This window comes from Williamsia sp. Y721 (assembly GCF_059683565.1).
This window is the reverse complement of record NZ_JCASNH010000004.1, coordinates 365,967-378,401: the sequence shown is the minus strand read 5'-3', so window position 1 is coordinate 378,401 and position 12,435 is coordinate 365,967. Positions and strand designations below refer to the sequence as shown.

12 protein-coding genes are annotated in these 12,435 nt (G+C 61.6%); 2 read left to right on the top strand and 10 right to left on the bottom strand.

The genetic code is table 11. The annotated features are described in order from the left end of the window. Positions 1–2: 2 nt before the first annotated feature. The 7 genes from AC56PL_RS21260 to AC56PL_RS21230 are packed head-to-tail and all read right to left on the bottom strand — an operon-like array spanning position 3 to position 7,107. Complete coding sequence (locus tag AC56PL_RS21260) at positions 3–1,064, bottom strand: DUF1214 domain-containing protein (RefSeq protein ID WP_482144506.1); 1,062 nt, start codon at positions 1,062–1,064, stop codon at positions 3–5. A 39-nt stretch (positions 1,065–1,103) separates the two neighbouring features. Further along, complete coding sequence (locus AC56PL_RS21255; RefSeq protein WP_497155086.1) at positions 1,104–2,252, bottom strand: sulfotransferase family protein; 1,149 nt, start codon at positions 2,250–2,252, stop codon at positions 1,104–1,106. A 23-nt stretch (positions 2,253–2,275) separates the two neighbouring features. Further along, positions 2,276–3,085: an SDR family oxidoreductase gene (locus AC56PL_RS21250; protein WP_497155085.1), complete on the bottom strand. Its 810-nt coding sequence runs from the start codon at positions 3,083–3,085 to the stop codon at positions 2,276–2,278. Beyond that, positions 3,082–3,459, bottom strand: a complete 378-nt coding sequence (locus tag AC56PL_RS21245) for a nuclear transport factor 2 family protein (protein ID WP_497155084.1) — start codon at positions 3,457–3,459, stop codon at positions 3,082–3,084. The genes AC56PL_RS21250 and AC56PL_RS21245 overlap by 4 nt, the downstream gene beginning before the upstream one ends. A gap of 44 nt (positions 3,460–3,503) precedes the next feature. Further along, positions 3,504–5,405 (bottom strand): sulfate adenylyltransferase subunit CysN, encoded by a 1,902-nt coding sequence (cysN, locus tag AC56PL_RS21240; protein ID WP_497155083.1) that lies wholly within the window; start codon positions 5,403–5,405, stop codon positions 3,504–3,506. Beyond that, entirely contained in the window at positions 5,405–6,322 is a 918-nt protein-coding gene (gene cysD, locus AC56PL_RS21235) for a sulfate adenylyltransferase subunit CysD (protein WP_495518115.1), read from the bottom strand. Before cysD ends, cysN begins: the two co-directional genes overlap by 1 nt. Continuing rightward, complete coding sequence (locus tag AC56PL_RS21230; RefSeq protein ID WP_497155082.1) at positions 6,319–7,107, bottom strand: 3'(2'),5'-bisphosphate nucleotidase CysQ; 789 nt, start codon at positions 7,105–7,107, stop codon at positions 6,319–6,321. Before AC56PL_RS21230 ends, cysD begins: the two co-directional genes overlap by 4 nt. Positions 7,108–7,257: 150 nt before the next feature. Here AC56PL_RS21230 and AC56PL_RS21225 point away from each other — a divergent pair, with 150 nt between their 5' ends. After that, positions 7,258–7,875 carry a TetR/AcrR family transcriptional regulator gene (locus tag AC56PL_RS21225; protein ID WP_497155081.1) on the top strand — a complete coding sequence of 206 codons (618 nt, stop codon included), beginning with the start codon at positions 7,258–7,260 and terminating at the stop codon, positions 7,873–7,875. An 11-nt stretch (positions 7,876–7,886) separates the two neighbouring features. Here AC56PL_RS21225 and AC56PL_RS21220 read toward each other — a convergent pair whose 3' ends face one another. From AC56PL_RS21220 to scpC, 3 genes are all read right to left on the bottom strand, one after another. Next, the gene (locus AC56PL_RS21220; RefSeq protein WP_497155080.1) at positions 7,887–9,167 is read right to left on the bottom strand and encodes an MFS transporter; all 1,281 of its coding nucleotides are present in this window, start codon (positions 9,165–9,167) and stop codon (positions 7,887–7,889) included. After that, positions 9,164–9,805, bottom strand: coding sequence for an FCD domain-containing protein (locus AC56PL_RS21215; RefSeq protein ID WP_495518119.1), 642 nt, complete (start codon positions 9,803–9,805; stop codon positions 9,164–9,166). The genes AC56PL_RS21220 and AC56PL_RS21215 overlap by 4 nt, the downstream gene beginning before the upstream one ends. 181 nt (positions 9,806–9,986) lie before the next feature. Further along, the gene (gene scpC, locus AC56PL_RS21210) at positions 9,987–11,528 is read right to left on the bottom strand and encodes a succinyl-CoA:acetate CoA-transferase ScpC (RefSeq protein WP_497155079.1); all 1,542 of its coding nucleotides are present in this window, start codon (positions 11,526–11,528) and stop codon (positions 9,987–9,989) included. Positions 11,529–11,860: 332 nt separating this feature from the next. Here scpC and AC56PL_RS21205 point away from each other — a divergent pair, with 332 nt between their 5' ends. Then, positions 11,861–12,418, top strand: coding sequence for a CsbD family protein (locus AC56PL_RS21205; RefSeq protein WP_495518121.1), 558 nt, complete (start codon positions 11,861–11,863; stop codon positions 12,416–12,418). Positions 12,419–12,435: the final 17 nt, after the last annotated feature.

The window sequence follows — 12,435 nt, the reverse complement described above, 5'->3', positions numbered from 1 at the left end:
CCTCACAGCTTCACTACCTTCGATGTCGGGATCGGATGCGAATCGGCCTTGATCCAACGCATGGCCCACGTCCCCTCCGCATGAGAATCGGTGTTGATCCAGTTGCCATAGCCGGGATCCTTCGCCGCCACCACGATGGTCAGTGTGCCGTCGTCGTTCAGTTTCGCGGTGTGGTTGTTGATGTAGATGTTCGTCCGGTTGTAATCGAGGGATTCGACCCAGAAGTTCTGCAGCACAAAGTTGAAGTACTCGCAGTTCGGAACCTCGGTCTCGATGACCCACGCCTCGTCCTCGGCGAGCTTCCAGTAACCGTGCAAGTAGAAGATCGTCGGATCGCCGCCGGCGTTCTGAAAGGTCTCCTGCCCTCGGTCGAAAATCTCGTTGGGCTCCGGCTGGAACGTACGGGCCCATTCGAGGAAGGTACCCGCCGTGCCCCGGACCATGGCGACCGCCTTGTCGAGGCGCTGCCCCATTTCTTCGGTGCTCAGCGGCTCGAAAACGCCGTCGGGGTCCAGGCATTCGATGGCCAGCTCCGCGGGGAACTCGCTGCGACGATCCCGATAAGTCTGCCGGACCGAGATGAGGTTGCTGTCCGGTGCCATCGGCAGCCACGCGCCCTCGGCAGGCTTGTCGACGCTGGCAATGAACGAGAACCGACCGCTCTCATCGACTTCCAGGTCGTGCACATGTAGATCACCGGTTTGCATCATGGTGCCGTCGATATGGTAGCGGTTGACGCGCGATCCGAACGTCACCAGCGGAACCGTGCCGCGGGTGCCGGTGATCCGGTAGCGGTACTTCCCGGATATGTTGGCCCGCATATAGATGTTGTCGGGGTTGTCGGCGCCGATCTTGGTCATCATGTTCGGGTTGGGCGCAGATGTGAACTGAGGCCACCGCGGATCCGTGTACTCAACACAATTGATTGTCGCGTAGCGCAGCAGCCGGGTCAGGTAGCGTGCGCCCTCGGCCTGCGTGAGCGAATCCTGCGGGACGATCTCGTCGTCGAACATTTTGCCGAGATCGAGCAGGTCTGCGCAGTACTTTTCCCAAACGTCATTCATGAAAGTCCTCTTGTTGTCGAAATGGTCACGGCAGGAGCGTCACACGGTGGTGACCGCAAACTTGGCCTCGACGTCGGCGACGGTGACACCGAAGTCTTCGAGGGAATACTGATGCGCCGGGCGCCGATGTTCGGCGAGGCTGGCTTGATGCGAGGCGGCGACGGCGGTGCGCGCTTCATCTGTGAACGGCAACGAAAATTGCGTGTAAATGGTCTCGATCGTGCCAATCGGGTCGGCCACGAAGTCCTTGAAGTCCACGTCTATGAATTGTTCCGGGTTGTAACGAGCTCGAGCCCGGTTGAAGTCTGCATTGCCGCGGGCCCACAGGTCGAGCTGGGTGCGGCCGATTGTCGCCCGGTCGAACGCATCCGACATGTCGTGCTTACCCTGCTCCGCGAGACTGAACGTCGACGCCATCGACGTCTTCGGATCACGGAAAGTTCGCACTATCAACGCATCCGGATAGACGTTCATGATCTCATCGATCGCGAAGACGTGACTCGGACTCTTGAGCACCCACCGCCGATCGGTGTCGTTCACACCGATCAGCTGCAGATTCTTCTTGTGCCGTTCATAGGTCGCGGTCCAGTCCTGTTCGGCCAGCCACCGCGAGTAGGACGGCACGTACGCGACACATTCAAAAGAGATCGACAACATCGTCTGTTGCAGCAGTCGCCAACATTCTTCGACTTCTTCGGCTCCCATGAAGTGCACCTTCATCAGGTCGGTTTCGTTTGCCTGGCGTGAGCGATAGAGGGCATCCGACCGCAGGAAGTCCTTGTTCTGTGCCCACCGGCCACGGGCGGGTCTGGGCTGCGGAGACTCGGCCAACCACATCTCGACGCCTTGATGTGATGGGTCGGCACTGAGGAGGCGATGAAGCGCTGTGCTACCGGTTCGCGTGATGCCGGAAACAAAGATGGGTCGTTCAACTGCAACATCGGCGTGCTCGGGGTGACGGGCGAATCCCGCCTCACTGATCAGTCGGCCCGAAAGCGCACTGATGATCATCTTGCGTGCGATCAACCGGCCGTGCGGGGTGAGATCGGCCTCGGTCGCGAATGAACCGAGAAGAACCTCCAGACCGGCGCGATACTCGCCGCCACCGAAGTCGTCGTAGCCGGTGGCATCGATTGCGCTCTGATGCAGGTTCTCGATCGAACCAATACCGTCGTAATCGTTTGTCATCAGTACTTCCTTGTCTGAGTTGATCAGTGGTGGGTTTGTCCGCAGTTGACGTCCAGGCACTGGCCCGTGATGGCTCGCGCAGAGTCAGAGGCCAGGAACACCACTGCGTTCGCGATGTCGCCGGGCTCAGGCAGGCGACGCAGATCGGTACCCGAGGCCGTTTCGTCGTAGATCTGCTGCGGCGTGACGCCCCGCTTCTGCGCCTGATCCTCGAACATGGCCTGGACCGAGTCCGCCCAGATATATCCCGGTGCAACAGAATTGACGCGGACACCCTGCGGCCCCAACTCGACGGACAGACTGCGGGCCAGAGCCAGTAGTCCGGTCTTCATGACCCGGTATGCCCCGAGATCGGGCAATTGGTTTCGGAGCACCATCGAGTTGATCATCACCACCGAACCTCTCGACGCGATCAGCCCGGGCGCGAAGGCTTGGGCGAGATCGAGCGCCGCAAGCAGGTTGATGTCCATACCTGCGCGTAACGCGCCGATCTCCGCATCAAGCAGTCGCCCGTGCGCAGGCATCACAAACCCGTTGTGAATCAGCACATCAACTCGGCCGTACCTCGACTGGGCGCGCGCGGCCAGCTCGATGATCGACGCGGAGTCGGTCAGGTCGGTCGGTACCGCTTCAGCGTCACCACCGGCGCTGCGAATCTCCTCGGCGATCTCCTCGATCCGTCCAGCGGTCCGTGCGGCGAGCACCACAGCAGCGCCTGCTTCGGCACTGCGGAGTGCGATCGCACGGCCCAGACCAGGCCCCACACCCGAGATCACCACGACCTTGTCCTCGAGCAGTTGCGTCGAGCCAGGCAGCGGTGGCGACACAGTCATGGTTGTCCGGGCGCAGTGACGTGCGCCTGCGGGTCCAGAACGACGCTGAGCGAGGCGATCTTGCCGTGCTCGTCGAACTCGAATAGATCAGTGGCCAAGAAGTCGGGCATGCCCTTACGCTGCACGCAGATCTGCATGGCCGCGTAGCGGCCGGTGACGGTGATCGGCGAGTAGCGGCTGACCGTGAAGTCGACCTTCGCATTCTCGGTGCCGAATCCCCGGATCTCCTCTACGCCGCGGTAGGTCTGCACACCGAGCGGCTCATGCTGCACCGCGTCGTCCGCGAAGAGCGACACCAGTTGATCCACATCATGGTTACCCAGATACTTTACGTACGACTCGAGTGCCGAACAGATTTCGTTTCTTGTGGGCAAGAGACACTCCTTCTGTGATGGGTGGGTGAACTCGGGAAGCGTCTTCAGGCGATCGCACCGCGGCTGCGCAGGTGATCGATGATCTGCCTGACGGCTTCTTTCGAAGACGTTGCGGTGGTGTCGATGTGAAGATCTGGATTCTCGGGCGCCTCGTACGGAGAGTCGATGCCGGTGAAGTTGGCCAGCTCTCCTCGACGCGCCTTCTTGTAGAGGCCCTTCGGGTCTCGACTCTCGGCAAGTTCCATCGGGGTGTCGATGAAGACTTCGCAGAATTTCTCGGACCCGATCACCTCGCGGGCAGCTTGCCGCTCGGCTCCGAACGGTGAGATGAACGAAGCCAATACGATCAGGCCGGCGTCCACCATCAGCCTGGCGACCTCGGTCACCCGCCGGATGTTCTCCACCCTGTCGGCTTCGGTGAACCCGAGGTCACGACCCAGGCCGTGCCGTACGTTGTCGCCATCGAGCAGGTAGGTGTGGCAGCCCAGTCCGTACAGCTGCCGTTCGAGTTCGTTGGCGATGGTCGACTTACCCGAACCGGAGAGCCCGGTAAACCACACCACGTGGGGCTCATGGTTTTTGAGCTTTGATCGTGCCTGTTCGTTGACATCCACGGCTTGCCAGTGAATGTTGTCCGATCGGCGCAGCGAGTGCGTGATCATTCCGGCGCCAACGGTGGTGTTGGTCAACCGGTCGATCAGGATGAAACCGCCGGTGTCCCGGTTCGCGGTATAGACATCGAACGGCACCGGCCGGTCGAAGCTGATGTTGCACACGCCGATCTCGTTGAGCGCCAAGGTGTTTGTCGCCGTCTGTTCGAGCGTGTTGACATTCACCTTGTATTTCGGCTTGGTGATGCGCGCCTGCACCGTCATCGTCCCGATCTGGCACAGGTACGGACGTTCGGGCAACATCGCGTCTTCGCCCATCCACACCACGTGCGTCTCGAACTGGTCTGCCAGACCCGGCAGCGCGTCCACCGCCGCCAACACATCGCCCCGGCTGATATCGATCTCATCGTCGAGAGTGATGGTCACAGACTGCCCAGCTATCGCCTCGTCGAGGTCAGCTCCCATCGTGACGATGCGTGCCACGGCCGATTCCTTGCCGCTCGGAAGAACTCTCAGCCGATCACCCGGCCGCACCGTACCCCCGACGATCTGCCCCGAAAATCCCCGAAAGTCCAAGTCGGGTCGATTGACCCACTGGACGGGCATGCGAAAGGGGCTCTGGTGGAGCTCGTTGGAGATCTCCACGGTCTCGAGATGTTCGATCAGTGTGGGCCCCTGATACCACGGCGTGTTGGCGCTGCGTTCAGTGAGATTGTCGCCGTGGTAAGCGGACAGCGGGATCGCGACGATGCCCTCGAGCCCGATTTCCGCGGCGAACGCCCGGTAGTCTTTGGTGATCTTGTCGAAGACGTCCTGCGAATAGTCCACGAGATCAAGCTTGTTGACAGCGAGCACCACGTGGCGGATGCCGAGCAACGACACCAGATAAGAGTGCCGACGTGTCTGGGTGAGCACGCCTTTGCGGGCATCGATGAGAATCACCGCGAGATCTGCGGTCGAGGCACCGGTGACCATGTTTCGGGTGTACTGCTCGTGGCCGGGGGTGTCGGCGACGACGAACTTGCGGCGCTCGGTGTTGAAATAACGGTAGGCGACGTCGATCGTGATGCCTTGCTCGCGTTCGGCGGCCAAGCCGTCGACCAGGAGCGCGAAGTCGAGTCCCTCACCCTGGGTGCCGACCTTTTTGGAATCGGCTTCAAGTGCCGAAAGCTGGTCCTCAAAAACCAGTTTGGATTCGTAGAGCAACCGGCCGATCAGCGTGCTCTTGCCGTCGTCGACACTGCCGCAGGTGATGAAGCGAAGCATGGACTTGTTGGCATGACGCTCGAGATACTGCTCGATGTCGTCGGCGATCAGTGCAGATGGGTGGGTCATCAGAAGTAACCTTCCTGCTTCTTCTTCTCCATCGACGCGCTGCTGTCGTGATCGATCACGCGGCCCTGGCGCTCGGAGGTGGTGGTCAGGAGCATCTCCTGGATGATGTCTGTCAGCGATGTGGCGTTCGACTCGACCGCACCGGTGAGCGGGTAGCAACCGAGGGTCCGGAAACGCACGCTCTTGAGTTCGGGAACTTCACCGGGCCGCAACGGCATCCGGTCGTCGTCGACCATGATCAACGTGCCGTCGCGTTCGACGACGGGACGCTTGTCGGCGAAGTAGAGCGGCACGATGGGAATGTTCTCCTGCCGGATGTACTCCCAGACATCGAGTTCGGTCCAGTTCGACAGCGGGAACACGCGCAGGCTCTCGCCAGGGGATTTGCGGACGTTGTACATGTGCCACAGCTCGGGCCGCTGCTGCTTGGGATCCCACCGGTGCTCGGCCGATCGGATCGAAAAGATCCTCTCCTTGGCGCGGGACTTCTCCTCGTCGCGCCGGGCTCCACCGAAAGCGGCGTCGAACTTGTGAAGATCGAGCGCCTGCTTGAGCCCTTCGGTCTTCCACATGTCGGTGTGGGTCGCAGAGCCGTGCGTGAATGGGTTGATCCCCTTCTCGACGCACTCCGGATTCTTGTGGACGATCAGATCGAAATCACCTGTGGCAGCTGACTCGTCGCGAAGCTTGTACATCTCGCGGAACTTCCACGTGGTGTCCACGTGAAGCAGCGGGAACGGCAGTCGCGACGGGTAAAACGCCTTGCGAGCCAGATGGAGCATCACCGCGCTGTCCTTGCCGACCGAGTACAGCATCACCGGGTTTTCGCTCTCGGCAACGGCTTCGCGCATGATGTGGATGCTCTCGGCCTCGAGTCGTTCGAGGTGAGTGAGTGTGCGAGTGAATGTTTGGGTCATTTCAGTAGCTCCAATGCATCGGCGGCCAGCTCGGGTCGACAGATCAGCAGATCGGGCAGCCAGGGGTTGGCCTGGTTGTATCGCAGTGCAGAACCATCGATTCGCGAGACGTGAAGGCCCGCGGCACGGGCGACCGCAACGGGCGCAGCCGAATCCCACTCGTACTGTCCGCCGGCGTGGGCGTAGACATCCGCTTCGCCACGAACCACCGACATCGCCTTCGCTCCGGCCGACCCCATCTCGATGAGCTCGGCGTCGAGACCCGCGGCCATCGCCATGACCGGCTCAGGCCGGCGGGTGCGGCTGACAACGACCCGAGGGCGGCGGGGAATCGTCTGTGTCGTGACCGCCACATCGCGTGTCGAATACGTTGTCCCCAGCGCCGGCATCGCCACTGCGCCGACAATCAACTGACCATGCTCGACGAGCGCGACGTGGACGGCCCAGTCGGCCCGCCCTGATTCTCCGAACTCGCGGGTGCCGTCGAGGGGGTCGACGATCCACACCCGCTCGGCAGTCAGGCGACGCTTGTCATCGGCGCCTTCCTCGGACAGGACCGAGTCGCCAGGGAGTCTCCGGGCGATCGCATCGACAAGGAACTCGTGGCTACGCCGATCCCCTTCGTCCCGAATCTCGCTTGGATTGCGAGTCGCGGTATCGAGATCCTGTCGAATCTCGACGAGTAGTTGGCCTGCCGCAGTGGCGAACTCGACTGCTGCAAGCTGGTCTTCGCCCTGGGCTATCGCCGATGGTGGGTTCGGCTCACTCGTTGTGGCGTGGGTCATAGATCGAACCGTAACACGAGAATGAACTCTGTTCAATCTTACTTCGAACATTGTTCATTCTCTGCTTCGAAACGCCTGCGGAAGTACGCATCAGGGTCTGCCTCAACGGTATTCAATTGAAAAGTGCGTGGAAACGACTACGGTTGGCCGGTGGGTGAAACGGAAAAAAAGTCGATCTACGGCGACGCCGAAGCCAGGCGACGCCGGACGCTGGATGCGGCAGCAGCCTTGTTGGACGAGGGCGGATACACGGCACTGACCATTCGGTCTGTGGCAAAGCTGTCAGGTACCAGCACCGGCCTGATCTATCAGTATTTCGTGGACAAGCCAGATATCTTCGTCGCGCTGCTGAGCGAGAGCCAAGTCGAATCGCGCATATTTGTGACCGCCCTCCCCCGCGACCAGGGAGTCGCGGCAATGCTCGCGAGCATCATTCCCGAAGCCGCGCGGCAGTGGGCCAGGGTGGGCCGCTTCGCCGGGACTTGGCGAGACATCGAAGGTGACAATCACACCGAACGCGAGTCGATCCGTGAGGTGCGCAAGACGGCGCAGCAGTACAACGACGCGCTCTACAGCGCACTCCGGGAGGCGGCATCAGTCGAGGGCCTACGCCTGAAAGACGATCCGGCACTGCTGCCGTTTGTACTCTCCGGCCTGCGGGGCGTGGCAGACACCATCGTCAACAGTTGGGCCCCCGATCTCGATCCGACCGAGTTCACCCACTTCGCCGCGACGTCGATGGCCCAGGCCATCACATCATCGGACTGATGATCGACCGTTCACGGAGCTGATCTGGATCGAACGACCCCGATAACCGCTCCACTGTCAGACGGCAGATGCTTTCGATATCCGACGATCACGATCAGCGTCGACGCCACGGCGAGAACCGTCAGAACCATCAGCAACACAACGGTCGTGAAGGGAGGTGTCAGAGCGGCAAGGATCGTTGGCATCAGAAAACCGGTGTACGACAATGCATAAAAGACGCCTGTCAACTTCGCCAGATCTTCCGGTGGCGCGATCCGCTGCACTTCCAGCAGACCCGAGACGAGCCCGATCCCGAAGCCCACGCCGAATATCACGCTCACGAGAATCCCCACAACAGGGGAATTCATCTCGACCGCAACGATCATCACCACCAGGCCGACAATCATCATGGTCAGAGAAACAACGATGCCACGCGCGCTGGATGCCGAATCGATCCGCTTCGCGATCGGCTGGATCAGTGCACCCGATCCCAGAGCGACCACGCTCATCGCGGTTCCGTATGCCAAACCCATTCCCCCGGTGGCACCTTCGAGTAGAACAGGGAGATAGCCGTACGACAGACCACAGGCGATGAACAGCCACGGCCCGCAGATCGCCACCACCCGGATGAAGCGCCGGTGCCGGGCCGAGGGCACCCCGAACCTGGTCCGCAGACTGCGATGCCCATCGGTGCGTTCGATCGTCTCCGGCGCCTTCCTGATCAACCACACGAACGGAGCGATCACCGCGATATGGACCAGGTACGGAAGGACCTCGGGCAACGGCCCCCATTGCGCGAGGCTTCCTGCGATCAACGCACCCAGACCAGAACCCAGGGTGAAGGCAAGTGACGCACGCCGCGCCCCCGAACCCCGGTCCGCCGCCGGGTCGTACGGAGCTTGCGACAGCTCCTTGAGCCAGCTGGTTCCGACAGCCATCGCCGTCCCCACCGACATTCCGGCCAGAAAACGACCGACATATATTGCGGATGCACCGAGTTCACCGGCGCCAAGGAGAAGACTGGCAATCAGCCCGAACCACACGCCGGCGAACATCAACGGCCGTCGACCGAACTTGTCAGACAACGCTCCCGCGATCAACAGAGCCGGCACCAATCCCAGGACGTAGATTCCCAGGAAGAACGTCACCGTTGCCGACGAGTAGTGCTCGACGTTCTTGTACAACAACAGCATTGGGCTGAACTGGTTTCCCGACCACGCGCAAACGAACAACGCTCCGAACACAAAAGGCCATGCGCGCCGGTGGCCTACGTCAGCGACGGCCGAGTCTCTCCGCTCGGTCTGTAAACTCACAACGCACCCTGATAGCGATCGAGATGGGCAGTCAACGCGGTTCCGAAACCGGCCTCGTCACCTCCGATGAAACAGGCCGCCAGGACCCGATGGTCCGCAAACGAGGACGCGAGGTTGGCGGGGTCGACGCGCAACAATAGGTTTCGCAATCGTTGTTGGCGACTGCGCAGGTGATCATAGAAGTGGCATGCCACCGGGTTGCCCGACGCCTCGACCATCAGCGCATGAAAGTCGTCATCACAGGCAACAAAGCCCGACACATCCCCCGACTCGACCAGCGCCGCCTGTTGCCCCAGGTTCTCGCCAAGCAACGCAACGATCCGAACACTGGGCCCACCTGCCGAAAATACCTGTCCCGCAGAAGCATTCTCGATACCTCTTCGCATGGCCAGGACGTCTGCAGCCTCAGTGGGAGTCATCGGCCGCACGATCGCACCTTTACGAGACACGAGGTCGAGCAGCTGTTCTGTGCTCAAGCGCAGAAATGCCTCGTGCACCGGCGTCCGGCTGATTCCGAGCTCGGCTCCGATCGCTCCTTCGCTGATGAGTTGCCCACCCGCGAGTTCGCCGCGAAGTATCCGTTCTTTGGTGTGCGTATAGGCGAGCTCTGCTGCGATCGGGGGCTGTAATGACGCCATACGAGCGATCCTACTCCTTGCATGCATGGTTGCATGCAAGGAGTGAGTTCGGCTGGGACCAAGCCGAGCAACGTCTGGACCATGGCGCTACGCAGGCGGACTGTGCACCAAGTCTGTTCGGTGCCGACCAATCGAGCGCACGTCGCGGTGCCGCCTATCGCACGGCTGACGCATCGCTACCTCACGACCGCTGCATCGAACCGGTGTCGAGGTAGCGCTGATGGAACGCGAAGGCCTCGCCGAGTAGGTGTGGCGTTTGCCCCGCATCGGGCATCGCCTCGGCGCGGGACAGATAGTCGTGCAGCAACGGGCGGAAGTCGGGGTGCGCACAGTTGTCGATGATCAGCCGTGCCCGACGTCGCGGCGACAGGCCGCGCAGATCTGCCAAACCCTGCTCGGTGACAACCACCTGCGTGTCGTGTTCGGTGTGGTCGACGTGCGGGACCATCGGGACGATTGCGGAGATGGCACCGCCGCGAGCCGTCGACGGGCTCAGGAACATGGAGACGTAGCCGTTGCGGGTGAAGTCGCCCGAGCCGCCGATGCCGTTCATGATCTTCGTGCCCATGATGTGCGTCGAGTTCACGTTGCCGTAGATGTCGGCTTCGAGCATGCCGTTCATCGCGATGATGCCGAGACGACGGATCACCTCAGGATGGTTGCTGATCTCCTGCGAACGCAACGTGATGCGAGTGCGATAGAAGTCGACGTTCGCGGTCAGCTCTTCCATGCCGGCTTCACTCAGGACCAGGGCCGTCGATGACGCATGGGCGACGGTTCCGTCCTTGATCAGGCGAAGCATGCCGTCCTGAAGGACCTCGGAGTAACAATTCAGACCTTTGTACGGCCCGCGGTCCAAGCCACCGAGCACTGCGTTGGCAACGTTTCCGATACCGGCCTGCAGCGGGAGGAGGGTGTCGGCAGGCAAGCGGCCTGCACGCACCTCGTAATCGAGAAAATCCAGGACGTGGCCGGCGATGGCCTCACTCACGGCGTCGGGCGCGCTCACCGGACTGGCGCTGTCGCGGCAGTTGGTTTCGACGACCGCAACAACCTTGGCCGGATCGACCCGAAATGTTGTCTGGCCGATGCGGTGCTCGACATGGGTGATCTCGAGAGGCTTGCGATTCGGCGGCAGCGCGGTGCCGTAGTACACGTCGTGCATGCCTTCCATCGCCTCAGGCACCCAGGAGTTGACCTCGAGGATGATCTTGTCTGCGACGTCGAGCCAGGTCTTGTTGTTGCCGATCGAGGCGGCGGGGATCAATTCACCCGACTCGGTGATGCCTGCGATCTCGACGATGGCCACATCAACGTTGCCGTAGTAGCCCTCCCACACCTGCTGCGCGACGTGCGAGAGGTGGATGTCGACGTAGTCCATGCGGCCATCGTTGATCCGGCCCCGGGCAGTCGGCTCCGCCTGGTAGGGCATGCGCAGCGCGATTCCGTCGATTTCGCAGAGAATCTTCTCGGCCTCGGAGGACACAGAGGCGCCGGTCAGGAGGTTGATCGTGAATGTCGATCCCTGCCCGCGGGTGTGCTCGATGCGCTCCGCCAGGGCAGGGATGGTGACCTTGGGCGTGCCGGCACTGCCAAAACCACTGATGGCGACGGTGTCACCCGGGTGAATGAACTTCACGGCGTCAGCTGCGGACATCACTTTCGGAGCGAACGCAGCGCTTCGTATACGACCGGAGGTCGTGGGCTCACCTGATGTGGTCACGGCAACAGGATAGGCACCACACTTCACGACGATCTGCCGAGATTCCTGCGGCAGGACCAATGCGGCGTGATATGGGTAACCGGCTATCCGCGATTGAAAATCTGCTCCACCTGCCTGCGTTCGCGCCGGTTGCAACCACAGCGAACGCGAAGAAGTGGAGCGGATTTTGGACGCGGGGGCACCCCATACACCTCCGCCGAATGTGCCCGTGGTCACACACTGGATGAGTTTCCGGTTCGAACCCCGCAGCTTGGGGAACCCCACCAATCAATGGACACCTGACCCGGGGTTCAACGTGTGAGCATCCTATCGATGCCATGGAGGGAGTGAGCATGACTGACGACAGCAGAGCTGAGCAAGCCCGCAAGGGCCTTTTCGACTCGGTCAAAGGCAAAGCAAAGGAAGTGGCCGGCGCTGTGACCGGCAACGATTCGCTGACAGCCGAGGGGCAACTCGAGCAGACCCAGGCCCAAAAGCGCAAAGAAGCAAACGCCGAGGAGGCTGTTGCCAAAGCGGAAGCCGAGAAGGCTCAGCGCGAGGCCGCCGAAGCCCGAGTTGAGGGCGCGCAGGAACGGACTGAGGTGGCAGCCGAGACTGCGACCACTGAGCGGGTGGTCGAGACGGTGAAGCAGACCCAGAAGGCGGCGGCTGCGCAGCAGGCCGAGCACAAGCTCGCGGTCGAACAGACACAGGCTGAACTCGACGCCAAGGCCAAACAACAGCAAGCGCGAGCCGAGGAGCAGGTCGAGGTCGCCGAGACCACTAACGATGTTGTCGACGCAGTCGACGAACATCAGGAATCGGTGGCTGAGGCGAACCGCGCCCGAGCGCAGGCCGAGCAGTTGCGACGCCAGGCGGACGGCCTCACCGATCAAGCCGACCTTCCGTAAAGCGACCACACCCAAGT

Coding starts and splice junctions, on each gene's coding strand:
- AC56PL_RS21255 (WP_497155086.1), bottom strand. CDS start 2,252: ATGACAAACGATTACGACGGTATTGGTTCGATCGAGAACCTGCATCAG.
- AC56PL_RS21260 (WP_482144506.1), bottom strand. CDS start 1,064: ATGAATGACGTTTGGGAAAAGTACTGCGCAGACCTGCTCGATCTCGGC.
- AC56PL_RS21205 (WP_495518121.1), top strand. CDS start 11,861: ATGACTGACGACAGCAGAGCTGAGCAAGCCCGCAAGGGCCTTTTCGAC.
- AC56PL_RS21250 (WP_497155085.1), bottom strand. CDS start 3,085: ATGACTGTGTCGCCACCGCTGCCTGGCTCGACGCAACTGCTCGAGGAC.
- cysN (WP_497155083.1), bottom strand. CDS start 5,405: ATGACCCACCCATCTGCACTGATCGCCGACGACATCGAGCAGTATCTC.
- cysD (WP_495518115.1), bottom strand. CDS start 6,322: ATGACCCAAACATTCACTCGCACACTCACTCACCTCGAACGACTCGAG.
- AC56PL_RS21230 (WP_497155082.1), bottom strand. CDS start 7,107: ATGACCCACGCCACAACGAGTGAGCCGAACCCACCATCGGCGATAGCC.
- AC56PL_RS21215 (WP_495518119.1), bottom strand. CDS start 9,805: ATGGCGTCATTACAGCCCCCGATCGCAGCAGAGCTCGCCTATACGCAC.